Annotated in this window: 20 protein-coding genes and 2 pseudogenes; 12 read left to right on the top strand and 10 right to left on the bottom strand. The window is 69.0% G+C overall.

Annotation, left to right across the window (positions count from 1 at the left end; translation table 11 throughout):
• Positions 1-126: 126 nt before the first annotated feature.
• The 3 genes from ACH46_RS18370 to ACH46_RS18360 all read right to left on the bottom strand — a co-directional run bounded on the left by ACH46_RS18370 (position 127) and on the right by ACH46_RS18360 (position 3,666).
• Positions 127-1,458 (bottom strand): SagB family peptide dehydrogenase, encoded by a 1,332-nt coding sequence (locus tag ACH46_RS18370; protein WP_082399809.1) that lies wholly within the window; start codon positions 1,456-1,458, stop codon positions 127-129.
• Positions 1,459-1,462: 4 nt separating this feature from the next.
• Positions 1,463-2,440, bottom strand: a complete 978-nt coding sequence (locus ACH46_RS18365; protein WP_062394201.1) for an ABC transporter substrate-binding protein — start codon at positions 2,438-2,440, stop codon at positions 1,463-1,465.
• 305 nt (positions 2,441-2,745) lie between these two features.
• On the bottom strand, positions 2,746-3,666 hold the full coding sequence (locus tag ACH46_RS18360) for a TIGR03564 family F420-dependent LLM class oxidoreductase (protein WP_062394200.1): 921 nt from the start codon (positions 3,664-3,666) through the stop codon (positions 2,746-2,748).
• Between the two features lie 148 nt (positions 3,667-3,814).
• Between ACH46_RS18360 and ACH46_RS18355 the strand changes: the two genes are divergently transcribed.
• Positions 3,815-5,029, top strand: coding sequence for an oxygenase MpaB family protein (locus ACH46_RS18355; protein ID WP_062394199.1), 1,215 nt, complete (start codon positions 3,815-3,817; stop codon positions 5,027-5,029).
• A gap of 15 nt (positions 5,030-5,044) precedes the next feature.
• Here the strand turns inward: ACH46_RS18355 and ACH46_RS18350 are convergent, their stop codons facing one another.
• The 3 genes from ACH46_RS18350 to ACH46_RS18340 form a co-directional block, all read right to left on the bottom strand.
• Complete coding sequence (locus ACH46_RS18350) at positions 5,045-5,671, bottom strand: TetR/AcrR family transcriptional regulator (protein WP_062394198.1); 627 nt, start codon at positions 5,669-5,671, stop codon at positions 5,045-5,047.
• Between the two features lie 85 nt (positions 5,672-5,756).
• Positions 5,757-6,407 (bottom strand): NAD(P)H-binding protein, encoded by a 651-nt coding sequence (locus tag ACH46_RS18345; protein WP_062394197.1) that lies wholly within the window; start codon positions 6,405-6,407, stop codon positions 5,757-5,759.
• Positions 6,408-6,471: 64 nt separating this feature from the next.
• Positions 6,472-7,719 carry a Glu/Leu/Phe/Val family dehydrogenase gene (locus ACH46_RS18340; protein ID WP_082399807.1) on the bottom strand — a complete coding sequence of 416 codons (1,248 nt, stop codon included), beginning with the start codon at positions 7,717-7,719 and terminating at the stop codon, positions 6,472-6,474.
• A 123-nt stretch (positions 7,720-7,842) separates the two neighbouring features.
• On the opposite strand from ACH46_RS18340, the gene ACH46_RS18335 reads away from it, so the two are divergent.
• Complete coding sequence (locus ACH46_RS18335) at positions 7,843-8,757, top strand: LysR substrate-binding domain-containing protein (protein ID WP_062394196.1); 915 nt, start codon at positions 7,843-7,845, stop codon at positions 8,755-8,757.
• A 172-nt stretch (positions 8,758-8,929) separates the two neighbouring features.
• Here ACH46_RS18335 and ACH46_RS18330 read toward each other — a convergent pair whose 3' ends face one another.
• Positions 8,930-9,910, bottom strand: a complete 981-nt coding sequence (locus tag ACH46_RS18330) for a D-2-hydroxyacid dehydrogenase (RefSeq protein WP_062395622.1) — start codon at positions 9,908-9,910, stop codon at positions 8,930-8,932.
• Between the two features lie 79 nt (positions 9,911-9,989).
• Here ACH46_RS18330 and ACH46_RS18325 point away from each other — a divergent pair, with 79 nt between their 5' ends.
• Genes ACH46_RS18325 through ACH46_RS18315 form a run of 3 tightly spaced genes read left to right on the top strand, consistent with a single transcriptional unit; the run spans position 9,990 to position 15,698 of the window.
• Positions 9,990-11,276: an aspartate aminotransferase family protein gene (locus ACH46_RS18325; protein WP_062394195.1), complete on the top strand. Its 1,287-nt coding sequence runs from the start codon at positions 9,990-9,992 to the stop codon at positions 11,274-11,276.
• Between the two features lie 4 nt (positions 11,277-11,280).
• Positions 11,281-14,205, top strand: coding sequence for an FAD-binding and (Fe-S)-binding domain-containing protein (locus ACH46_RS18320; RefSeq protein ID WP_062394194.1), 2,925 nt, complete (start codon positions 11,281-11,283; stop codon positions 14,203-14,205).
• Positions 14,206-14,228: 23 nt separating this feature from the next.
• On the top strand, positions 14,229-15,698 hold the full coding sequence (locus ACH46_RS18315; protein ID WP_062394193.1) for an NAD-dependent succinate-semialdehyde dehydrogenase: 1,470 nt from the start codon (positions 14,229-14,231) through the stop codon (positions 15,696-15,698).
• A gap of 41 nt (positions 15,699-15,739) precedes the next feature.
• On the opposite strand, the gene ACH46_RS18310 is transcribed toward ACH46_RS18315, so the two are convergent.
• Positions 15,740-16,408, bottom strand: coding sequence for a GntR family transcriptional regulator (locus ACH46_RS18310; RefSeq protein ID WP_082399805.1), 669 nt, complete (start codon positions 16,406-16,408; stop codon positions 15,740-15,742).
• A complete protein-coding gene (locus tag ACH46_RS18305) occupies positions 16,408-17,883 on the bottom strand; it encodes an amidase (RefSeq protein ID WP_062394192.1) in 1,476 nt (491 codons plus the stop codon). Before ACH46_RS18305 ends, ACH46_RS18310 begins: the two co-directional genes overlap by 1 nt.
• A gap of 123 nt (positions 17,884-18,006) precedes the next feature.
• Here ACH46_RS18305 and ACH46_RS18300 point away from each other — a divergent pair, with 123 nt between their 5' ends.
• Entirely contained in the window at positions 18,007-18,642 is a 636-nt protein-coding gene (locus ACH46_RS18300; RefSeq protein WP_335334153.1) for a hypothetical protein, read from the top strand.
• Positions 18,643-19,013: 371 nt separating this feature from the next.
• Complete coding sequence (locus ACH46_RS18295) at positions 19,014-19,526, top strand: hypothetical protein (protein ID WP_226995676.1); 513 nt, start codon at positions 19,014-19,016, stop codon at positions 19,524-19,526.
• Between the two features lie 360 nt (positions 19,527-19,886).
• On the opposite strand, the pseudogene ACH46_RS20930 reads toward ACH46_RS18295, so the two are convergent.
• Positions 19,887-20,152, bottom strand: a pseudogene (locus ACH46_RS20930) (transposase); the annotation flags it as partial.
• Positions 20,153-20,288: 136 nt separating this feature from the next.
• On the opposite strand from ACH46_RS20930, the gene ACH46_RS18290 reads away from it, so the two are divergent.
• The 5 genes and pseudogenes from ACH46_RS18290 (at position 20,289) to ACH46_RS18275 (ending at position 22,898) form a co-directional block, all read left to right on the top strand.
• Positions 20,289-21,548 carry an IS256 family transposase gene (locus ACH46_RS18290; protein WP_062391848.1) on the top strand — a complete coding sequence of 420 codons (1,260 nt, stop codon included), beginning with the start codon at positions 20,289-20,291 and terminating at the stop codon, positions 21,546-21,548.
• A gap of 311 nt (positions 21,549-21,859) precedes the next feature.
• Complete coding sequence (locus ACH46_RS18285) at positions 21,860-22,141, top strand: transposase (RefSeq protein ID WP_062394191.1); 282 nt, start codon at positions 21,860-21,862, stop codon at positions 22,139-22,141.
• 29 nt (positions 22,142-22,170) lie between these two features.
• A pseudogene (locus ACH46_RS21995) lies at positions 22,171-22,386 on the top strand (IS3 family transposase); the annotation flags it as partial.
• A 96-nt stretch (positions 22,387-22,482) separates the two neighbouring features.
• Complete coding sequence (locus ACH46_RS21690) at positions 22,483-22,668, top strand: hypothetical protein (RefSeq protein WP_226995900.1); 186 nt, start codon at positions 22,483-22,485, stop codon at positions 22,666-22,668.
• Positions 22,669-22,679: 11 nt separating this feature from the next.
• On the top strand, positions 22,680-22,898 hold the full coding sequence (locus ACH46_RS18275) for a hypothetical protein (protein ID WP_157851092.1): 219 nt from the start codon (positions 22,680-22,682) through the stop codon (positions 22,896-22,898).
• Positions 22,899-22,983 lie beyond the last annotated feature (85 nt).

The following is a 22,983-nucleotide window of genomic DNA, read 5'->3' as shown; positions in this document are numbered from 1 at the left end:
GACCAGCGTAGGAACTTGCTGGCGCGATGCGTTCGTTCCTCGCTCTTCGACTAGCGTGTGTTCTTGCTGATCGAGTAAGCACGCGAGCGGAGCGAGCCTGCGCATCGAGATCGCCGCGCGCTGGGTCTACCGCGGCCGGCCAACGACGAAGGTGCCGACGTTGCACTCCATCAGCTCGTCGCGACCGGTCGCTTCGGCGAAGGCGGTGGTGTCGCCGTAGCCCTGGGCCACGCCGCCCAGGCCCATCGCCGTCGCGGTCAGGTACAGGGTCTGGGTCAGGACGCCGACGTGCTTCAGGATCACCGCGTACGGCATCTGCTCGTACGTCCACATGATGCGGCCGGCTCGGGCGGCGATCGTCAACATCACCTGCGGACGCTCACCGTCGGCCAAGGTCAGCGACGCGGGGGAGAGCAGGCGCTGCACAGCGGGCTCGTCGATCGCCGAGACCGGCCGCAGGACGTGCTCGATCGAGTCGTAGTGGTACATCCCGGGCGCGACGCCCACGACATTCCGGATCACCGGATAGACCTCGAGCTCGTAGATCGATCCGCCGGAAGGGTAAGGGCGCGAAGGTAACTCGGTCGTCGCGGTCCCGGGCTTCTCGATCGTCCGCACTCCGCGTGTCCGCGCGCAGCGATACAGGAGTTCGCCGAGCTCGTTCACGGTCATCGGGGAGGCGTCATCGAAGCTGCGCGTCGACACCCGCTCCTCGACGGCGCGGGCCAACGGGACGGTCAGAACGTCGAGATCTGGGACGGGCAGCGAGATCGGTTCGCCCGGATAGGAGTCCGGTGCGGCGGGCACCGGCGGAAAACGACCGTCCGCCCACCGCGTCGGACCGAAGTGCGCCCAACTGGTGCTGCGATCGCCGACCGTGCTGCGGCGGTGGAACCACAGTTCGTGAGGACTCCACGACGCCGTCGGGAAGACGCCGGTCTCGACTGCGTCGTCGGCGACGGCGTGCCCGGTCCACCGGAGATCCGACCACAGGCGGGCCGTCCACGGGGTGTCCCCGCCACCCACGAGGGCACCGGCGACCGCCCCGCTGTGCACCACCACGTCGCACCACGACCGCGGGTTCTCGGCGACCAACTCGCCGCCGTCGCGGCGGAGAACGGTGAAGCGCGACAGTACGCCCGTCGACGCCTCCGCACGACCGCCCGTCGCACCGCGGAACGGCCGCACCGTGTAGAGCTGCTCATCGCCGGCGGTCACCGTCACCTGCAGGGCGCCGATCGCGAGCAGTCGGTCGACGAGATCGGCGATCGGGGCGGGAGGCGGTCCGTCGAAGGCGATCGGCCCGGCGTTGAGGGCCTTCAGGGCACCGCCCTGCATGGGGAGCAGCCCGGTCAGCTGCTCCTTGGCGGGTAGAACGGTGGCGGCTCCGGGAGCGCCGAGGACGGCTTTGCTCCCGGACGTCCACGCGTACACGGTGCGCAGGTCGGAACCGGTCACGTCGCTACTTCGCGGCCTTGGCGAAGGCAGGCTCCAGCTTGTCGAGCAGGTACGGGATCGCCAGCGGCGTGGGCTGGTTGATGCCGCTGATGTCCGCGAGCGACATGTTCGCGACCGCACCGCTGCGGACCGACGTCAGATCCGAGTACCCCGGGAGCTTCGCGAGGGCCTTCTTCAACGCGGGGGTGTTCGCGGTGATGATGAGGACGTCGGCGTCGAGCATCGGAATGTTCTCGGTGGAGATCGGGAAGCGCGGGTTCTTGGTCTTCTGGAACTGGGCGAGCAGCTTCGGCGCGACGGTCATGCCGAGCTCGTTGAACAGGTAGGCGGCGCCGTCGTTCGGATCGGCCATCACCTGGATCTGGTCGGCCGAGTACATGTACGCCATCGCATAGGTCTTGCCTGCGAGGCCGGGCAGCGACTTCTTGAGATCGGCGATCTTGCCGTTGACGTCGTCGGTGATCTGCTGAGCCTTCGCGTCGTCGTGCAGCAGCGTGCCCATCAGCTTCACCAGGTCCTGCCACGGATCCACCTGCTTGCCGGTGACGCCCGGGATGGTGGGCGCGATGTCCTTGATCTTCTTGAAGTTCTCCGGCTGGGAGGTCGGCATGTAGCCCTCGGCCAGGATCAGATCGGGATCGGCCTTGGCGATCTCGGCGACCAGGTTCTCCGGGTCGAGGGCGGTGGCACCGTCGAGCTTGTCAGCGGTCCACGGCGACGGCGCCCCGGTCAGGATCTGAATGTTGTCGAGATAGGCGACGGGCTTGACCCCGAATGCGAGCGCGGTGTCGATCCACTGGGCGCCGAGTGTCACGATCCTCTTCGGTGTGCCCTTGATCGTGACCGGCCCCTGCGCGGTGTTCACCTGGATCGGGCCGCCTGCGTTCTCCTCTTCCGCGGGCGGGCTGCACGCGGTCAGCGTCAGTGCGATCGCCACGATGCCTGCGAGCACGGTCAGGAGGGTCTTCACCGTCGACTTCATGACCAGAAGGGTAACGCAGGCTTGCCTAACTTAGGTAAGCCGGGGCTAGGTTGTGCTCTCGATGATTGATTCCCGGTAGTTTCGCCCCCAGGTTGGTCGAGTTCGCCGACGCGAGCTTACGAGCGCTCGACGAGTATCGAGACCCACGCATGACGGGCAGCCACTCAGATTGTCCGAAAAGCACTGTGGACCAACGGAACTCGCGGCGGTCTCGATACACCGCGTGCTCGCTTCGCTCGCAGGCGGCACTCGACCAACCTGGGGGTTTTACCCAGCGCTGGTGCGACTCGCCGACAAGTGGGTGGTTACCGATCCAGCGTCCGCAGCAGGGCGCGGGTCCGGGCGCGAACCTCCGGGTCGCGGTCGAAGAGGATGCCGACGTACTCGTCGACGCCGAAGTCGCCGAGCTCGCGGATGCGGTCGCCGACGGTGGCCTCGTCGCCGACGATCGCCGTGTCGACCGGGCCGGTGAAGCCCTCGCGATCGAGCATCGCCTTGTAGGACGGCAGGGTGTCGTAGATGGCGAATTGCTCGGCGGCGGTCGCACGGGCGGCGTCGACGTCGTCGGTCACCGACACCGGCAGCATCGCGACGGTCCGGACGTCCGACGCGGCACGACCGGCGTCCTCGGCCGCGGCGCGGAGCGTCGGGATGATGTGGTCGCGCAGCGTCTTGGGGCCGGTCATCCAGGTGACGGTGCCCGCCGTACGACTGCCGGCGACGCCCAGCATCTTCGGTCCCAGCGCCGCCAGGTACACCGGCGGCGCGGGGACGTCGGTCATCGTGAGGGCTCCCCGCGTCGTGATGAGTTCACCTGCGGCGCTGACCTTCTCGCCGTTCAACAGGGGGAGCAGTCCGTCGAGGAACTCCGAGGTGCGCTGCACGGGTCGCTTGTACGACACGCCCCACATGCCCTCGGTCACGACCTGGTGACTCAGTCCGAGGCCGAGGTTCAGTCGCGGCCCGATGATCGCCTGGGTGGTGAGCGCGCGCTGGGCCAGCAGCATCGGATGCTGCACCTGCATCGGCAGCACGCTGGTGCCGAACTCGATCTCCGGCACCTCGCGTCCGGCGACGGTGATCATCGTCAGGGCGTCGGGTTCGTTCGGCATCTGCGTAGTCCAGACACGTCGGAATCCCTCCGCGTGGATCTCGGCCAGGTTGGCCACCGCCTTGTCGATGGAGGCGGTGCGGGCGTTGATGGTCCAGACGACGCTGGTCTGCATGAGCGGAACTCCTGGTGTCGCGGGCGGCGTGGGCACTTCCGTCGATCGTAGGCGGCGTCGGGACCGAGGGGAGGCGTGAGATGAATTTCTAAAGTAGTCTCATTGGAGTGGTGGCACCACCCCACACCGCACGACGACGGGAACGACGATGGAACTGACGGTCTCACCGGCCCATCAGAAACTGCGCGACCGCGTGAAGCGGGCGACGCGCGTCGACCTCTTCCCGACGCCGGCGGTGCAGGCGGCGTTCCTCGCCGGGCAGACGGCGGGCGACCCGACCGCGGAGAAGTTCGTCGCCGAGACCTACCACGGAGCACTCGGCGGCGAGAAGTCTGCGGCCCTCCTCGACGAAGCACTCCGCGTCGGCATCGACAACGTGCCCGACGCCCCCGAATCGATGCGGGCGCTGTTCGCCGAATTCGAAACGATCCCCGACTGGCTGGACCCCGACCTCATCGAGCAGGGAGCCGCCGTCTGGCGTCGGTGGGGCTACAGCCTCGGTGCGGTCGGCAACGCAGGAACCATGGACACCTACACCGAGGGCTCCCTCGCGGTGCCGCTCTCGCTGTCGGGCGGATACGCGGGCGCCAGCGCACTGAACCGCTACCTCGAGACCAGCAAGTGGTGGCTCGAGGTCTGCAAGCCCGGCGCGGTCCTGACACCGGGATCCAAGGCGCGCGAACTCTCGCTCAAGGTTCGCGTGATGCACGTGTCGGTCCGCGCCCGCGTCGCCGAGCACGCGGAGTGGAACGCCGCCGCACACGGCCTGCCGATCAGCCAGAGCGAGATGCTCCTGACCCTGCTCGGCGGCAGCGTGGGCCCGGCGTTCGGCCTCACGGCGCTCGGCTTCCTCACCAGCCCGGCCGAGGTCCGCGCCGTCCTGCACTTCAACCGCTACCTCGGGCACCTGGTCGGCTGCAGCGTCGACGACATGTATCCGCAGACCTACGCCGACGGCCTGCGGCTCCTCTACTACTTCGACGCGACGCGCAAGCACGACTCCGGCGACCTGGGACCGGAGCTGGTCGAGTCCTTCGTTCCGTCGTTCCAGCCGCCGGCGGACGCCCACGGCGTCGCACGCCTGCGCGGCACCCTTCATCTGCGCCTGCAGGCCGGGTTCACGAGGCTGTTCATGCTCCCGTGGAACCGACGGAACTACCGGCTGCCCAGCGGTCTCCCCGGCCTGGCGATCCTGATCGGCCGCGCGCCGTTCATCGCCGCGGTCGAAGTGCTGCGTCGCGTGGTTCCGGGCGTCGACGACCGCTGGCAGGCCGTGCAGATGAAGCGCTGGCGCCGCTGGCACGCCTGGCACCTCGGCCAGCACGAGGAGCAGTTCGACGCGACCAAAGCGCTGCGCCGCTGAGCCGGGTCCGTCGGATCAGACGGCGGCGCGCAGCGCCCGGTAGACGCTGCGGCCCATGAACTCGGCGAGTTCGCCGGGATCCCACGAGTCGTCGGCGAGAAAAGTCCGGACCATCCCCTCGCTGGTCGAGACCCACAGTTCCACCATGGCGCCGAGCTTCTTCTCGACCTGGGACTCCGGCATGCCCCACTTCACCAGGGTGGGCCTCAGGAGTGCGGTGCAGCGAGTCACGGCATCGGCACGACCGCGACCGAAGTAGTCGGCCACCTCGGCGTCGGGAGAGCCGTACACGAGGCGCCAAGTGTTCGGATGGTCCACCACGGTGCCCAACAGCGCCCGGAACCCTTCGACGAAGACGTCGGCGTCCGCGTCCACCTCACGTCGGCGGAGGACGGCGCCGACGCTCTGCCTCAGTCGATCCTCCTCGCGGCGCACCAGCTCGTCGATCAATTCGACGCGATTGGCGAAGCACGTGTAGATGACCGGTCGTGTCACGTCGAGCCGTTCGGCGACCGACGCGACGGTGACCGCCGAGATGCCCTCGGTCACCGCGATGTCGAGTGCCACGTCCAGGATCTGGGGTCGGCGACGCTGCGGGCCGAGGTGTTCGGCCCGCCGTCGTCGGGTGGTACTGGGAGGCATCGGGACAGGAGTTTACTGCGCCCGAGGCGCTCGGCATCGCGAGTTCGGTCCGACAGTCGCACGAGATGCGGTGTCGGAGTTCACCTCACGCCAGCGCCTGCTCGATCGGCACGTCGCCGTCGGTGAACGGGATGTCCTCGCCGATGGTCGAGGGCATGGCAAGCGCTGCGGCCGCCACCATCGCGACGTTGGCGCGCGACGTGCCCGGATTGTCTCCGGAGCGTCGGGCGACGGGATCGATCGCGCCGGTCGGTTGATCGAGCGTCAGCCGACCCGGCATCAGGATGGTCCAGTCGAGGTCGGACGCGCGGAGAGCCGCGTCGGCCGCGGCCTTGGCCTCCGCGTACGGGAAGAAGGAGTTGTCCTCCGGCACCCCGTGATCGGTCTGCGCCCCGAGGTACGACACCATCACGTACCGGCGGATCCCGGCCGCTTCGGCCGCCCTCATGGAGGTGATCGCCGCGTCGCGGTCCACCGCGTACGTCCGCTGCGGGTTCCCGCCGCCGGCACCCGCGCTGAACACCACGGCGTCGGAGCCCTGCAGGGCCGCCGTGAACTGTTCGACAGAGCCGCGCTCGATGTCGAACACGACGGGATCGGCTCCGGTGGCCGCGACCTGGGCCGCGTGGTCGGGGTTGCGGATGATCGAGGTGACGGTGTCACCGCGGGCGATGAGGAGCGGGGCGAGCAGCAGCGCGATCTTGCCGTGCCCGCCGATGATCGTGATGGCAGCCATGGCTTCGACGGTACGCATCCGACGCGTCGGCGTCAGCCCGACCAGTTGATCGCACGCAGCCCGGCTACGGCACCACGAGCGGCACAGGCGACCGGACGGCCTGCGAGACGTCGGCAGCCCAGCGGATGGGGCCCCTCGACGGGTCCCACCCGCGCAGCAGCGACGACACCTTCGCGTCCATCTCCGCGTGCAGACGCGTGAACGAGTCGCGGTAGTCGTCGCCGACGTATCCCTGCAGCAGCCACCACGCCCACGCGACGGCTCCCGCGTTCGCGATGAAGTCGGGAATCACCGCGATGCCGCGCGCGGTGAGGTCCAACTCGGCGTCCGCGGTAGTCGGCGCGTTGGCGGCCTCGACGATCACCTCGGCGGCGACGTCGCCAGCGTTCTCCGCGGTGATCGCGTACGAGACCGCGGCGGGCACCAGGATGTCGCAGTGGGTGGCGACGACGGCGTTGCGCGGGAATCGGGCGACCCGGTCCGGGACCACGGCGCGGTCGATCTCGCCGTACCGATTCCGGGACGCGAGCAGCAGCGGGACGTCGAGGCCGTCGGCGTCGTACAGGGTGCCGACGGCGTCCGCCAACGCGACGACGCGCATCCCCGCCTCGTGCAGGTAGAACGCCGCGCCGCCGCCCATCGTCCCGACACCCTGCACCGCGACACTGGTCTCCGCGGGCGTCCGGCCCCGTGCCCGGGTCGCGGCCAGGCACGCCTGCGCCACGCCGTATCCGCCGATCACGTCGCCGAGCAGGCCGCCCGGTGCGTGCGCGTGCAGGCCGGCGAGAACGCGGTCGGCGGTCGCTGCGGGATCGGCGGAGCGCTCGATGGCCGCGTGGTACGACTGCCGCATGCCGAGACGATCGAAGACCGTGTCGATCGTCTCCTGCGAGACGCCGAGATCCTCGGCCGTCACCCAGTGCCGATCGAGGAACGGGCTCATCGCCTCGCAGAACCGGGTGAGGACGTCGAGGGCGCGCGGGTCCTTCGGGTCGAAGTCGATGCCGCCCTTGGCACCGCCGACCGGGAGGTCGAAGGCCGCGGTCTTGTTCGACATGCCGCGGGCGAGGTCCGCGACCTCGTCAACGGTGCAGCCGGCGCGCATGCGGGTTCCGCCGGTGGCCATGCCGTGCACCAGGGAGTCGACCACCAGGTAGCCGACGGCACCGGTGACGTCGTCGTGCCATTCGATCCGCAGGTACGGCGGGCGACGGTCGGAGACGGGGAGGACGGATGGCGTGACCTCCGGCGTCGCCAACGGGGTCGCATCGGTCCGTCCCAGGGCGGTGGGGTCCATCGGGGTGAGCGTCATCGTCGCCTCCTCTGCTGTCGCATCGTGGGATCGCAGGAATCACCTGCACCTTCATGGTCGGGGCGAAACGGGCATCGCGTCCATGTCGACTTCGTGCACAGCATCGTTCAGTAACCTCGATGCATGGAGGTCTCGCTGCACCGCCTGAAACTGCTTCGAGAGCTTCGGTACCGCGGCACGGTGACCGCGGTGGCCGACGCCCTCCACTACTCCGCGTCTGCGGTCTCCCAGCAGCTCGCCCAATTGGAGCGCGAGGCGCAGACCCCGCTGTTCGCACGGCACGGTCGTCGGATCGTGCTCACCGAGGCCGGGCGCGTGCTCGCCGACCACTCCGAGGACATCCTCGACGCCGTCGAGAGCGCCGGTAACGCCATCGAGTCGCTGCGCGACGGCACCACCGCCTCCCTGCACGCCGGGGTGTGGGCGTCGGTCGCGTCGGGGTTGCTCCCGACCGGGCTCGCGCTGCTCGCGCAGCGGTCGCCCGGGATCGCCGTGCAGACCGTCGAACTGGAACCGGAGGCCGGATCCGATGCCGTGCGCGACGGCTCGCTGGACCTCTGCTTCGTCATCGACTACTCCAACTACGCGATGCCGCAGATCCGCACCCTGCGGTGGCGGCCGATCGCCGTCGAGCAGATGTCGGTGGCCGCGCGTGCCGGGACCTTCGGGAGCGAGCCGATCGAGCTCGCCGAACTCGCCACCAGTCCGTGGATCCTGTCCGACGCACGATCGCACTTCGGTCGTGCCGTCCGGCTCGCGTGCCGCGAAGCCGGTTTCGACCCCGACGTCCACCACTCGGCGGGGGAGCAGTCGACGGCCCTGGCTCTCGCGGCGGCGGGCCTCGGCGTGACCCTCGTGTCCGACCTCGGCGCGCGGACCCTGCCCGACGGCGTCGAACTGACCCCGCTCGCCGGGCACTTCCAGCGCAACCTGTCCATAGCGTTCCGCGCCCGCGACGCCGACCGCGAACCGCTGAACGCCTTCATCGACGCGATGATCGACGGGGCGGCTGCGGTGGGGTTGGCGGCGCCCGGCTGACGGGTGCCGGACCCAGCCTGTCGTGCGGTGGTCTCGAGATACTCGTCGAGCGCTCACTGCGTTCGCGTCGGCGAACTCGACCGACCTGTGGTGCCGACGCCCCACTCGCTGATTGAGCGAGGAGCGCAGCGCAGCGAGCACCGCAGTCGAAACCCGTTGCACTCGGGCTGGGTCAGCGAACCGTGCCCGGCACGTACCCGCGCTGCTTGTCGACCGCCGGGCCGGGTGTGCGGCCGGCGACGTAGTCGCGGAGCTTCTCGAGGAACTGGGTGGACAGGGCGTCCCGCCAGCCGATCACGTCGCCGGACATGTGGGGGCTGATGTGTGCCCCGGGCAGAGTCCAGAGCGGATCGTCGGCGGGGAGCGGTTCGTCGACCAGTACATCCAGGTGTGCGGTCAGTCGACCGGCGGCGATCTCCGCGGTCAGTGCAGGCTGATCGATCAGCGGGCCGCGGCCGACGTTGATCACGTGCGCGCCGTCGGGCAGAGCGGCCAGTTCGCGGACGCCGAGCATGCCGCGCGTCGCGTCGGTCAGTGGCGCGACCATCACCAGGTGATCGACGTCCTGGAGATGCGCGGCGAGGTCCGCCGAACTCACGACCGTCCCGAAGTCGGGGTCGTCGTCGCGCGGAGTGCGGCCGGCGCCGCGGACGTCGAGGCCGACCGCGGTCAGCATCCGCGCGATCGCGCGGCCGATCCCGCCGGTGCCGACCACCAGGACTCGCCTCCCGCGGACCCGCAGGGTCTCGCGGTGCACCCACTCGCCGCGCCGCCGGAACTCCTCGGTGCGGTGCAGCTGCTTGTCGTTGGCGAGCACGCACGCCAGAACGTATTCGGCGATCGGCTCGTCGAACACGCCGTGCGCATTGGTGACGACCACTTCGGAGGCGCGGAGGTCGTCGAAGAGCAGCTTGTCGACCCCGGCCGCCGCGACGTGCACCCAGCGCAGCGAGTCGGCGGCGTGCCAGCCGTCGGCGAGCGCGCCCGAGAAGATGTCCCACACCAGCAGCACGTCGGCGCCGGGCAGCGCGTCGGCCAGGGAGGCGGCGGTTGCGCGCCGCACGTCGGCGAGTCGCTCGACGGTGGAGAGGTCGCTCGGCGGGGGCACGTCGTCGGCCGTCAGGAGCACGACGACGGGGGAATCAGCGCTCATGTCGACCACCGTAACCCCAACAACTATTGTCTACAATCCTACTATTGACAGTAGGTGGCGGGAGGCACACACTGGCCGTATGACGAAGGCATCGCTCTCCCCGGTTCTCAAGCAGGCGACGCCTGTCGTCGTCGACCACGCGCTCGGGTCGTGGATCTACGGCACGGACGGCCGCCGCTACCTGGACTTCACGACGGGCATCGGCGTCACCAGCACCGGCCACTGCCATCCCGACGTGGTCGCTGCGGCACAGGCCCAGTGCGCCAGGATCATTCACGCCCAGTGCACGACCGTCATGCACCAGCCGCTGCTGCAGCTCACCGAGAAGCTCGGCGAGCACCTGCCCGACGGCATCGACTCCGTCTTCTACTCCAACTCCGGGTCGGAGGCGGTGGAGGCCGCGGTCCGCCTTGCACGCATGGCCACCGGACGGCAGTACATCGTCACCGTGCAGCGCGGCTTCCACGGAAGGACCGTGGCGGCGGCGTCGCTGACGACCGCGGGCACCAAGTTCTCCGCGGGCTTCGGCCCGATGATGGCCGGTGTCGCATCCACGCCCTTCCCGGATGCTCGACGACTGCAGCTGTCGGAGGCCGACGCCGTCGACTACGCGCTCAAGGAGTTCGACTACATGATGGCCACGCGCATCAGCCCGCGCGAGCTCGCCGCCGTCCTCATCGAACCGGTCCTCGGCGACGGCGGCTACCTCCAGGTGCCGCCCGCCTACCTCGCCGGCCTGCGTGAACGCACCGAGAAGTACGGTGCGCTGATGGTGCTCGACGAGGTCCAGGCGGGCGTCGGCCGCACCGGCAGGTTCTGGGGGCACCAGCACGTCGACGGATTGGTGCCCGACGTCATCATCACCGCCAAGGGCATCGCATCCGGCTTCCCGATCTCGGCGATCGCCGCTCCCGAGGAGATCATGGCCAAGGCCTGGCCCGGCTCGCAAGGCGGCACCTACGGTGGCAACGCCGTCTCGGCGGCGGCCGGCGTCGCGACGCTCGGCGTCGTGGAACGGGAGGGTCTGGTCGAGAACTCGCGGATCCGCGGCGAGCAGTTGCTGACCGGCCTGAAGGAAGGTCTCGCCGACGTCGACGCCATCAGCGACATCCGCGGCATCGGCCTGATGCTGGCCGTCGAGTTCGGTGATCCCACGGCCAACGCCGGCGGCCCCGAATCCCTGGAGGCGGTCCGACTGGCAGGCGCCGTCCAGCAGGCGTGCATCGATGAGGACCTGTTGACCCTCACCTGCGGTCCGCTGGGATCGATCGTCCGCATCATCCCCGCGCTGACCGTCAGCGAGGACGAGATCGCCACCGGCACGCAGCGATTCATTCGCGCGGTGCGACGCGCAGTGGAAAGCTGACAGCATGGCTGATCCGAACGCATTGACAACGGCACTGCGCGCGGAAGGCCTGAAACCCGAACACGATCCGCGACGCCTCGCCGAGTACTCGTACGACGCGTCCAACTACCGCGTGACGCCCGCCGCGGTCCTGTTCCCGCACTCCGAGGACGACGTCGCGACCGCGTTGTCGGTCTGCCATCGGCTGGGCGTCTCGGTGACCGCTCGCGGCGGCGGCACGTCGATGTCGGGCAACTCGATCGGCGGCGGCCTGGTCCTCGACCTCTCCCGCCACATGCACCGCGTCCTGGCCGTCGACGAACGCGCGCGCACCGCGACGGCCGAGGCCGGCGTCGTCCTGACGCAGCTGCGCGCCGCGGTCTTCGACGCCACCGACCGACGGCTCACCTTCGCGCCCGACCCGTCGAGCCAGAGCCGCGCATGCCTCGGCGGTGCCATCGGCAACGACGCCTGCGGCAACCACTCCGTCCGCTACGGGCGCACCGCCGACCACGTCGTGGAACTCCGCGCCGTCACCGCCGACGGACTGCGGATCACCGTGACGCGCACCGGGATCCGGGCGACGGTGCCCGGCGACGACATCGCCGCCGCGCGTGCCGAGCACCTGGAAGCAGAACTCCGCTCGCTCGCCGACGACCACCTCGCCGCCATCCGTGTGGAACTCGGCCGCATCCCGCGGCAGGTGTCCGGCTACCACCTGAAGCATCTGCTGCCGGAGGAGGGCTTCGATGTGGCCCGCGCCCTGGTCGGCAGCGAGGGCACGTGCGTGGTCGTCACCTCGGCGACCGTCGCACTCGCCGAACAACCCGCGCGCACGTCGTTGATCGTCGCCGGATACGCCGACATCGTCGACGCCGCCCGTGACGTTCCGCTGCTGCTGAAGCACCGGCCGACCGCCGTCGAGGGCGTCGATGAGGTGATCGTCGCGACGATGCGCGAGCGTCGCGGCGCCGACGCCGTCGCCGACCTCCCCGAGGGCAGCGCCTGGCTGTTCATCGAGATCGACGAGACTGCCGACGACGGCTTCCCCCGCGCCGCCGCGCTGGAGGCCGATCTCCGCGCGGACGGTCGTGCCCTGGACCTCCGACAGGTCGTTGAGCCGACGGAACGCGCGGACCTGTGGCGGGTCCGCGAGGACGGTGCGGGTCTCAGCTCGCGTCTCGTCGACCCCGACACCGGGGAGACCATCCTGTCGTGGCCCGGTTGGGAGGACGCCGCGGTCCGCCCCGACCTCCTCGGCGACTATCTCGCCGAGTTCCGCGATCTGCTGACCCGCCACGGTCTGACCGGCGTCATGTACGGGCACTTCGGCGCGGGCTGCATGCACATCCGCATCGACTTCGACCTCCGCAGCGCGCAGGGCCGCCGCGTCTTCCGGCAGTTCTGCACCGACGCCGCGCGGCTCGTCGTGCGGTACGAGGGGTCGCTGTCGGGGGAACACGGGGACGGTCGTGCACGGTCGGAGCTGCTGCCGATCATGTACTCGCCGGAGATGCTCGACGCCTTCGAACTGTTCGGTGCCGTCTGGGATCCGGCAGGCATTCTGGCCCCCGGCGGCCTCCGGCAGACCGCCCCGATCGACGCCGACCTGTCGCTGGCCGACGTGACCGCCGAGCATCCGTCGCAGGCGTGCATCGGCGTCGGCCGCTGCCGCACCCACACCGGCGGGGTGATGTGCCCGTCGTATCGAGCCACCGGCGATGAGAAGGACTCGACCCGCGGTCGCGCCCGCGTGCTGCAGGAGGCCACCCGCGACGGCCTCGACCGGGTGGACTGGCGGGCGTCGGCCCTCGCCGAGTCGATGGACCTGTGCCTCTCGTGCAAGGCGTGCTCGTCGGACTGCCCCACCGGCGTCGACATGGCGGCCATGAAGTCCGAGGTGCTGTACCACCGCTACAAGGGCCGGTTGCGGCCGCGCGAACACTACACCCTCGGCATGCTGCCCACCTGGCTGCGCGTGACGCCGTACCTGGCCGGACCGCTCAACGCGGTGCTGCGCACCCGGGCCGGTCGTGCCGGAGCGCGGCTGGGCGGCATCGGCGTCGACCGCGTTCTGCCGGAGTTCGCGTCGGCCGCCGCCCTCCAGGAGCAGTTGCGGCACGCGCCGGCGAGCATCAACGCTCCCGCGCCCCCGGAGATCGTGCTGTTTCTGGACTCGTTCACCCGCGGTCTGCGCCCGGAGGTGGCCGGAGCTGCGGTTCGCGTCCTCGGCGGTGTCCACCGGTCCGTCGCGTGCACCGCCGAGCACTGCTGCGGTCTCACCCAGATCACCACCGGCCGCCTCGACGCCGCCCGCAAGACACTGCGGCGCACCGCCCGCCACCTCGACGAACTGGGCGGCGAAGCGCCGATCGTCGTCGTCGAACCGAGCTGCGCAGCCACCCTGCACGACGACCTCCCCCGACTGCTGACCGAGGACGAGGTGGGTGCCGACGAGGCCGCACGGGCCCGCCGCGTCGGAGCCCGCGTCCGGTCCGTCGCGACGCACCTCGGCGAGCTGGCCGCCGAGGGACGCGCACCGGCGTGGCCCGGTGAGGTGCCCGAGTACGTCGTCGTCCAGACCCACTGCCACGAGTACGCGTCGTTCGGGAACCGCGTGCAGCGCGCCGCGTTGACCGCACTCGGCGTCGGCAGCGTCGTCGAAGCCGCCGGATGCTGCGGTGTCGCCGGCGACTTCGGTTTCACCGCGGGGCACGAAGCGGTGTCCGACGCCGTCGCCGAACAGGCGCTCGCGCCCGCCCTGCGCCGCCACCCGCACGCGACCGTCCTCACCGACGGCTTCTCGTGCGCCACCCAGATCCGTCGTCTCGCCACCGTGGACCCCACCACCTGCGGGGACGACGGCGACGGTCGACGCGGCAGGCACCTGCTGGAACTCCTCGACCCCGATCCCCGTCCGACCGAGTCGACGGTGAAGCCACCGAAGTAACCACACCGATCAGGAGGTGCGTCATGACCCGCTCCGTCGCCGACATCATCGCCGGACTCGGAACCGGCATCCACATCGAGGGACGTTGGCGGACCGCCGCGTCCGGCGACTCGTTCGACGTGGAGAACCCGGCCACCGGTCAGGTGATCGCGACTCTCGCCGACGGCGGGCGTGACGACGCCCTCGCGGCGATCGACTCCGCTGCCGCGCACCAGAAGGGATGGGCGGCGACACCTGCCCGCGAACGGTCGGAGATCCTGCGCCGCGCCTACGAACTCCTGACCGAGCGCGCCGACGAAGTGGCGCTGCTGATGACCACCGAGATGGGCAAACCGCTCGCCGAAGCGCGCGGCGAGGTGGCGTACGGTGCCGAGTTCTTCCGCTGGTTCGCCGAGGAGGCCGTCCGGATCCGCGGCGACGCCCGCCGCAGTCCGGATGGGAAGTCGCGGTTCATCGTCACGCAGGAGCCGGTGGGACCGTGCATCCTCATCACTCCGTGGAACTTTCCGCTCGCGATGATCACTCGCAAGATCGGCCCGGCCGTCGCCGCCGGCTGCACCATGGTCTACAAACCCGCCGCACTGACCCCACTGACCTCGCTGTACGTGACGGATCTGCTGATCGAGGCCGGCCTCCCGGAGGGCGTGCTGTCGGTGGTGTGCACGTCGTCGGCGGGCAGTGTCGTCGAACCGTGGATCGACTCGGGGAAGGCGCGGAAGCTGTCGTTCACCGGATCCACCGCCGTCGGCAAGCTCTTGCTGGAGCAGTGCGCCCGCGGCGTGCTGCGGACGTCGATGGAGCTCGGCGGCAACGCGCCGTTCATCGTCTGCGAGGACGCGGACCTCGACATCGCGCTCGACGCCGCGATGGCCGCCAAGATGCGGAACATGGGCGAGGCGTGCACCTCCGCCAACCGGATCCTGGTGCACCGCAGTGTGATCGGCGACTTCGCGCATCGGCTCGCGAGCCGGATGTCGTCGTTGACGGTGGGCGACGGCGCCGACCCCGGCACCGACGTCGGACCGCTCGTCGAGGCCAAGGCTGTCGACAAGGTGTCGTCGTTGGTCGACGATGCCGTCCAGCGCGGTGCCGAAGTGCTCTGCGGCGGCGGACGGCCGGACGGACCCGGGCACTTCTATCCGCCGACCGTCCTCTCGTCGGTCTCCCCGGACGCCGATCTGATGGGCACCGAGATCTTCGGGCCGGTCGCCGCATTGGTGCCGTTCGACTCCGACGAGGAGGCCGTCGAGCTGGCCAACGACACGGAGTTCGGGCTCGTCGCCTACGTGATGACCGAGTCGGTGGACCGCGGGTTCACGATCGCCGAGCAGTTGGAGTCCGGGATGGTCGGCTTCAACACGGGCCTCGTCTCCAACCCCGCTGCGCCGTTCGGGGGTGTGAAGCAGTCCGGGCTCGGCCGCGAGGGCGGTCTGACCGGCATCGACGAGTTCCTGGAGACGAAGTACGTGGCGATCCCGGTGCGTGTGCGGTGATTTGCGCTAGGATGTAGGCGGTTTCGACTCGCTTCGCTCGCTCAACGAGCGGAAGGAACCAGCCGCTCCAGCCCGTCGCGCATGTGCTCGGCGAGAACCGCGGTGGCCCGGACGACGTCGCCGTCGCGGATCGCATCGGCCAGATCGCGGTGCTCGGACACCCGGTCCTCGTCTGGGCGGTAGGTGGACGACATCGCGCGCAGGCACATGCTGGTCTCGACGAGCACCGTCTCATGCACGCGGGAGAGTCGTTCGCTGTCCGCCGCCTCCACCAGGAGACGGTGGAAGTCGAGGTCGGCCGCGAGCATCTCCGGGGAATCCGGGCTCAGTGTCTCCATGCGAGCGACGGTGGCGTCGAGCACCGCGGCACAGGCCGGGCCGTCGCCCGCGAGCAGGATCTGTTCGATCGCCGCGCGCTCGATGCTGGTCCGCAGCACGTACATGTCCGACACCGCGGCGGGCGAGAGCTCGGGGACGAACAGGCCGCGATTGCGGTGCGAGACCAGCAGTCCCTCCTGCGTCAACCGCTGCATCGCCTCCCGGAGCGGTCCGCGACTGACCCCCAGGTGCTTGGCGAGGGCGGCCTCGCCGAGCTGCGTGCCGGGAGGGAAATCGCCTTCGGCGATCGCCCGCCGCAGCGACCGCGCGATGATCGCCGGCGTCGACTCCTGGACGACGGGTTCCAACGACATCGCCGCGTAGTCGGGCATCAGCGCGCACCTCCGCCGCACGCGTGGATCCGTGGACGCGGTGTCTGGTCGGCGATCCGCGCGTGGACGGCGGCACCGGTCCGCATGACGAGGCGGTCGGAGAACCGCTCGCCGACGAGCTGCAGTCCGACGGGGAGGCCGTCGTCGGACACGCCGCACGGAATCGACAGCGCTGGTTGCTGAGTCATGTTGAAAACGTAGGTGTACGGCGTCCACGAGGTCCAGTCGGGGCTGTGCCAGTCGGGTGGGACGTCGGCGCCGGCCGCGAACGCGGGGATCGGCATCGTCGGTGTCACCAGGATGTCGTAGTCGGCGTGGAGGGCGCCGAGTCGTCGACCCAGCGCCATGCGTTCGGCGACGGCGTCGAGATAGTCCTGCGCGGTGTAGTCGCGGTAGCGGTCCAGGGCGTCACGCAGACGGGAATCCACCTGGTCGACGGCGCCGTCGCCGTACGGTTTCAGCACTGCAGCCGCTCCGGCGAACCACAGCACGTGGAACGCGTCGACCGGGTCCGACAGTCCCAGTTCCACCTCGTCGACGGCCGCGCCGAGATCGGACATCGTCGCGACCGCTGCGTCCACGGTCCGCTCCACGTCGGGGCGGTTGGTGACGAATCCGAGGTCGCGGCTGTAGGCGACGCGGAGCCCGGCGAGGGGCCGATCGCCGAGGGTCCCGTCGATCGCCGCGACCAGGTAGCCGTCGGACTCCGGGCTGGTGGCCGACGGGGGAATCGCCGACCAGTCGCGCGCGTCGGGTCGGATCAAGGCGTCCATGAACGCGGCCGCGTCGGTCACGGTCCGGGTCATCGGACCGGCGTGCGCCAGCGTGCCGAACGGGCTCGACGGGTACATGGGAACCACCCCGTACGTGGGCTTCAGTGCGACGGTCCCGGTGAACGACGCGGGGATGCGGACCGAACCGCCGCCGTCCGTGCCGATCGACAGCGGCCCCAGGCCCGCGGCGACCGCCGCAGCCGAGCCGCCGCTGGATCCGCCGGGCGTCGTCGCCGGGTCGTGCGGATTACGGGTGATCCCCGTCAGCGGAGAATCGGTGACACCCTTCCATGCGAACTCCGGTGTCGTCGTCTTGCCGAACGGGACGCAGCCCGCCGCCAGGGTCGCGGCCACCGCCGGTGCGTCGACGGTCGGCGCGGTGCCGTCGTCCCGGTCGGCCACCAGGCGCGAGCCGCGGTGCGTTGGATGGCCCGCGGTGAGGAAGATGTCCTTGATCGAGACCGGGACACCGTCGAGCGGTCCGATGGATTCGCCTGCGCGGTAGCGCTGCTCAGCAGAGCGGGCGGCGCTGCGTGCGACCTCGGGATGCACCTGGCAGAAGGCATTCAGATCGCCGTCGACGCGGTCGACGGCGGCGAGGACCTCGTCGATCACTTCGACGGGGGAGAGGGTGCCTGCGAGATACGCCCGGGACAGTTCCAGTGCACTGAGGTCACAGAGGTCGGTGCGCACATCGGTCATTCAAATCCCTCCGCTCAGTGTTGATTGTTGACAATCGTACGCCGTGTCGAAGGGGAGTCAATGGCCTCGTTGGTATGTTCGGTGGACTCGGACCGTGCCGTCCAACCCCCGAAGGAAGGTCGTGTGATCGTGGCCGACGTGCGGATTCTCGACGACGCGGATCTCGACGCCGCCGTGGCGGTCCTCGCCCGCGGGATCCGTGAGATCCCGCTCTACCGCTGGCTTCTGGGTGAGCACGCGGACGACCTCGGCAAGCGGGCGTGGCTGGCGAAGATCCTGCTGCTCCCGCTCCTGCGGGCAGGGTGCGTCGCGGGCGCGGAGGTCGACGGTCGGCTGGTCGGTGTGCTCGCCTGGCAGCCGCACGACCTCGACCTGGGTGTGGTCACCGAGGGGGCGCTGACCCGCGACGACTTCAGTGCGGTGATCGAGACGCCGGAACTGTTGGAGCGGTTGCGGGAGCTCTGGACCGAGCCGCCGTTGCCGCCGCCCGTTCCCGACGGCGTGAACATGATTCTGGTGACCGTGCTGCCGGAGGTGCGCGGCGGCGATGTGCTGGCCGACCTCGTCGCGCCGGTTGAGGAGTACTGCCGGGAGTACGACCGCCCCGCGTATCTGTGGACCGGGTCGCCGCGGGTCCGCGATTGGTTCGCCGCCGGCTGGCACGGTCGGGTGTTCGCGGAGGTGGAGTGGAACGGTGTCCACATGTACGGCGGCGTCTCCGGGCGACCGCTGACTTCCCGGACCCGTCGACAAATGTGAGCGTCCCGACATTGTCGTTCGATCAAGCGACACTGCTTGTCGTCTGTATGAACTACATCGTTTATACGACACTTCGGTCCCATTGTGTGATCTAGGCGACATCTCGGGGCAGTCTGGTCGATACGTGCGATCGACCTGAACCGCACGTATCGCCCCTCCCGAGAGAAAGAAGAAGCACATGGCCGACGGTCCCATTGTGATGCAGATCGACTTCCTCACGCCCATAATCGGGCGGCTCCAGTGAAGGTGGCAGCAGCGACAGTGGCAGCGGTGGCCCTGCTGCCTAGCCGATCCAGCATCAACTCGATGGCACGGACCGTCCCGCGACTTGGCGGGGCGGTTCGCCTGTCTGCGAGAGGCGATGGTTCACGGTGGAAGTGATCACCCTCGACGAGACGCGACTGCGCGACGCGATCTCGCTGTTGGCGGACGGGATCGTGGAGATCCCGCTGTATCAGTGGCTGCTGGGTGAGCACATCGGCGAGCGTGACAAGCGGGAGTGGCTCGCCGAACTCCTGATGCGGCCGCTGCTCCGCGTCGGCTGCACGGTGGGTGCGGTCGACGACGGCCGCCTGGTGGGTCTCGTCGTGTGGCGGCCGCCCGACCTCGACCTGTCGTCCGACGGCGCGCCGCCCCTGACGCCGGACGACGTCGAGGTGGCCGTGCGTACGCCCGGGCTGCGCGAACGGCTGCTGGAACTGTGGACCCGCCCGCCGCTCCCGCCGCCGGTCCCCGACGCGGTGAACCTGATGTTCGCGTCGGCAACGCCGGACGCCCGAGGTGGCGACACGATCACGCGCATCACGCGACCGATCGAGGAGTACTGCCGCGACCACGAGCTGCCGTTCTACGCATGGACCGGTTCGCCGAAACTGCGCGACTGATTCCAACTCGGATGGAACACCACGCTGTTCGACACGAGGGTCTGGCACGGGATGACCATGTACGGCGTGGTCTCCGACCGTCCGCCGGTGCCTAGGAGACCGCTGAATAAACGGAGTTCCGCGGGATGCTCTCAGCGACGTCGCGAACCATCGCAAACGGTGTCGGCGACTCAGCCGAGGACCGCATCGGCTCTATCGTGCTCATGCACCAGCAGGAAGTGCGTGCACGCGGCCGCGATCGAGCCGCAGAGGACGTAAACCGCCCCGTAGTCGCCTGGTCAGGCGATTGTCCAGGCTCCGCTATCGACCGTGAGGCCCATCGCGAGCAGGCGTCGCAGGTTGATCCCAGCAATCCGCCGGTGCAGCCAGTGATCGTTCTTTTCCACGCCGAGTCGAAGGATGGAATCCTGCCGCGTCGATCGGGTAGCCGCACGCGGCTTTCCATCGCAGGTCGAAAGTGACCGCGTCGACCGCTTCTCGATCGGACAAGCCATGCAAGGCTTGCAGCACCAGAACCGAGGCCATCACCTCTGGCGGTACCGACGGCCGCCCGCGCCGTGACGGGAACAGATCGGTGACATCTCGGCCGGAAACAACCGCGAACGATGCTCGCCCAGAAACGCGAACGGTGGTGCCCCATAGAGTGGTGTAACTCGGTGACCAGGACGGTCGCCGGCAGCGTGTCGTTGCCGGGGACGGGAGCGGTCACCGTGTGATCCTTCGAGTCAACCTTCCACAGAATCCTCGAACGGAGTCATCACGATGACCGCACCCCATATTGTCGACCCTGCTGGCCTGCTGAGCCAAGCCCTCGCCGATGCATCACCGGATCTGATGCGCGAGCTGTTGCAGACGATGATCAACGCCCTGTTATCGGCCGATGCCGACGCCGTCTGCGGCGCCGAATGGGGCCGCCGCTCCGAAGACCGCACCAACCACCGCAACGGCTACCGGCACCGCCCCCTCGACACTCGCGTCGGCACGATCGACGTCGCTGTGCCGAAGCTGCGCTCGGGCACCTACTTCCCCGAGTGGTTGCTCGAACGCCGCAAACGCGCCGAAGCCGCACTGATCACTGTCGTGGCGGACTGCTACCTGGCCGGAGTCTCGACCCGCCGGATGGACAAGTTGGTCAAGACCTTGGGCATTGATTCGTTGTCGAAGTCGCAGGTCTCCCGGATGGCCGAAGATCTTGATGAACAGGTCGCTGCGTTTCGTCATCGCCGTCTCGACGAGGCTGGCCCGTTCACGTTCGTCACCGCCGATGCGTTGACGATCAAGGTCCGCGAGAACAAGCAGGTCGTCAAAGCCGTCGTACTGTTAGCCACCGGCGTCAACGGTGACGGCCACCGCGAAGTCCTCGGTATGCAGGTGGCCACCAGCGAGAGCAAAGCCTCGTGGCACACGTTCTTCGCCGACCTGGTGGCCCGCGGCCTCGGCGGAGTCCGGCTGGTGACCTCCGACGCGCACGCCGGCCTCATCGAAGCGATCGCAGCGAACTTGCCGGGAGCGGCGTGGCAGCGCTGCCGCACCCACTACGCCGCGAACCTGATGGCCGTGTGCCCCAAGTCGATGTGGCCAGCGGTGAAGGCGATGCTGCACAGCGTGTATGACCAGCCCACCGCAGGGGCCGTCAACGCCCAGTTCGACCGGCTCATCGAGTACACCGAAGGACGGCTCCCCGATGTGGCCGAGCACCTCGGCGATGCTCGCGAGGACCTACTGGCGTTCACCGCGTTTCCTGACGACGTGTGGCGACAGATCTGGTCCAACAACCCCACCGAGCGACTCAACCGCGAGATCCGCCGCCGCACCGACGTCGTAGGCATCTTCCCCAACAGAGACGCCATCATCCGGCTCATCGGCGCCGTCCTGGCCGAACAGACCGACGAATGGGCCGAAGGACGCCGATACCTCGGCCTGGAAGTCCTGGGCCGATGCCGACTAACCCTGACCACCGACACCGACACCGACCCGAAGACGGAGGTGAGTACCGACCCGCTGATAGAACTACCCGCCTGAACACCAACGAAGGATCACAAACCAGTTACACCACTACCCGGGACTTGACCACGCGAACACACTGCCGGCGGGCAGTAGCTGCCCCGCTACCGATTCGACATCGAGTACATCACGCTGTTGATCGGCTTCACCCTGCACTCATCCAGGATCCCAGCCCGTCACCGAATCCCGACGCAACACGCCCGATTATTCAGCGGTCTCCTAGATGATCGATTCCCGGTGGAACTGTTGGCGTGTTCCCGGTAGATCGGTCCGGCTCTGATTGGAGTCTGTGATCGCCCCGAGGTGGGGCGGATAGGACACTGATTGGTGTGGCTGGTCGGAAGAAGCATTCTGCGGAGGAGATCGTCCGGAAGCTGCGGAGGGCTGATGAGCTCGCTGCGGCAGGCTCGACGGGTGAGCAGATCGCGGCGGAGCTGGAGGTGTCGGCGGCGACGCTGTACAACTGGCGTCGCAGTCACGGCGGGATGGACATGGACGCCGCGAAGGAGCTCAAGGAGCTGCGCGATCAGAACGCTCGGCTCAAGCGGCTGCTCGCGGATGCGGAGTTGGAGAAGGACGCCCTGCGGGAGGTTGCGAAGGGAAAATTCTGAGCCCGGACGCCAAACGCGCCGCCGTCGACATGCTCAAGCAGGTGTTGGGTATGTCGGAACGGCTGGCGTGCAAGGCGGTCGGGCTCCCGAGATCGACCTACCGTCGGACGAAAGTCGCTGACACGCCGCAGGATCCGGACAGGGAACTACGCGGTTGGCTCCGCGGGTACTCGGTGAAGAATCCGTGTCACGGATTCCGGCGTGCCTGGGCGGCGCTACGTCATGACGAGGGCCGGCAGATCAACAAGAAGAAGGTCCACCGACTGTGGATCGAGGAGGGCCTGCAGCGCAGGGTTCGTTCGGCTCGTAAACGTGCAGGTGAATCGTCGGTACCTCCGGCGGTGGAAGCTGATGCCCCGAAGGTGGTGTGGTCCATCGACTTTCAGTTCGACTCCACGATCGACGGGAAGGCGATCAAGATCGCATCCGGGGTCGACGCGCACACCAAGCAGTCGGTGATCAACATCGTGGAACGCTCGATCGACGCGCCGCGACTGGTGCGCGAGCTTGAGCGGGCATTCGCGTGAGTTACCGGCAAGTGACTCAACTGAAAGGCATTCGCGCGATGACCCACGACCATTCTGCCCTGCTCGACCAACTGACCGAATTCGCCTCACTGCGCTCTGATGAACTCGGCCTGGCCGGGGTGCTCCCGGAGATCCTGCGGGCCGGCCCGCAGGCCCTGATCGAGGCGGAAGCGTCCCAGCCCGTCACCGAATCCCGACGCAACACGCCCGATTATTCAGCAGACTCCTAGGTAGAAGAAGTCGTACTCGTGTGTCGCTGTTCGCAAGGAGTCGCGAAACGCCGCGCGCTCCGACTCCTCCGTCGGCCATGTCTAC

The sequence above is a fragment of the Gordonia phthalatica genome (assembly GCF_001305675.1).
GTDB classification, from domain to species: domain Bacteria; phylum Actinomycetota; class Actinomycetes; order Mycobacteriales; family Mycobacteriaceae; genus Gordonia; species Gordonia phthalatica.
This window is presented reverse-complemented; position numbering and strand designations above follow the sequence as displayed.

What these genes read in the sequence shown, in the direction of transcription:
- ACH46_RS18335 (WP_062394196.1), top strand. Translation starts at nt 7,843, where the DNA reads ATGGAGGTCTCGCTGCACCGCCTGAAACTGCTTCGAGAGCTTCGGTAC.
- ACH46_RS18340 (WP_082399807.1), bottom strand. Translation starts at nt 7,719, where the DNA reads ATGACGCTCACCCCGATGGACCCCACCGCCCTGGGACGGACCGATGCG.
- ACH46_RS18330 (WP_062395622.1), bottom strand. Translation starts at nt 9,910, where the DNA reads ATGAGCGCTGATTCCCCCGTCGTCGTGCTCCTGACGGCCGACGACGTG.
- ACH46_RS18350 (WP_062394198.1), bottom strand. Translation starts at nt 5,671, where the DNA reads ATGCCTCCCAGTACCACCCGACGACGGCGGGCCGAACACCTCGGCCCG.
- ACH46_RS18305 (WP_062394192.1), bottom strand. Translation starts at nt 17,883, where the DNA reads ATGACCGATGTGCGCACCGACCTCTGTGACCTCAGTGCACTGGAACTG.
- ACH46_RS18355 (WP_062394199.1), top strand. Translation starts at nt 3,815, where the DNA reads ATGGAACTGACGGTCTCACCGGCCCATCAGAAACTGCGCGACCGCGTG.
- ACH46_RS18360 (WP_062394200.1), bottom strand. Translation starts at nt 3,666, where the DNA reads ATGCAGACCAGCGTCGTCTGGACCATCAACGCCCGCACCGCCTCCATC.
- ACH46_RS18315 (WP_062394193.1), top strand. Translation starts at nt 14,229, where the DNA reads ATGACCCGCTCCGTCGCCGACATCATCGCCGGACTCGGAACCGGCATC.
- ACH46_RS18365 (WP_062394201.1), bottom strand. Translation starts at nt 2,440, where the DNA reads ATGAAGTCGACGGTGAAGACCCTCCTGACCGTGCTCGCAGGCATCGTG.
- ACH46_RS18290 (WP_062391848.1), top strand. Translation starts at nt 20,289, where the DNA reads ATGACCGCACCCCATATTGTCGACCCTGCTGGCCTGCTGAGCCAAGCC.
- ACH46_RS18310 (WP_082399805.1), bottom strand. Translation starts at nt 16,408, where the DNA reads ATGCCCGACTACGCGGCGATGTCGTTGGAACCCGTCGTCCAGGAGTCG.
- ACH46_RS18320 (WP_062394194.1), top strand. Translation starts at nt 11,281, where the DNA reads ATGGCTGATCCGAACGCATTGACAACGGCACTGCGCGCGGAAGGCCTG.
- ACH46_RS18345 (WP_062394197.1), bottom strand. Translation starts at nt 6,407, where the DNA reads ATGGCTGCCATCACGATCATCGGCGGGCACGGCAAGATCGCGCTGCTG.
- ACH46_RS18325 (WP_062394195.1), top strand. Translation starts at nt 9,990, where the DNA reads ATGACGAAGGCATCGCTCTCCCCGGTTCTCAAGCAGGCGACGCCTGTC.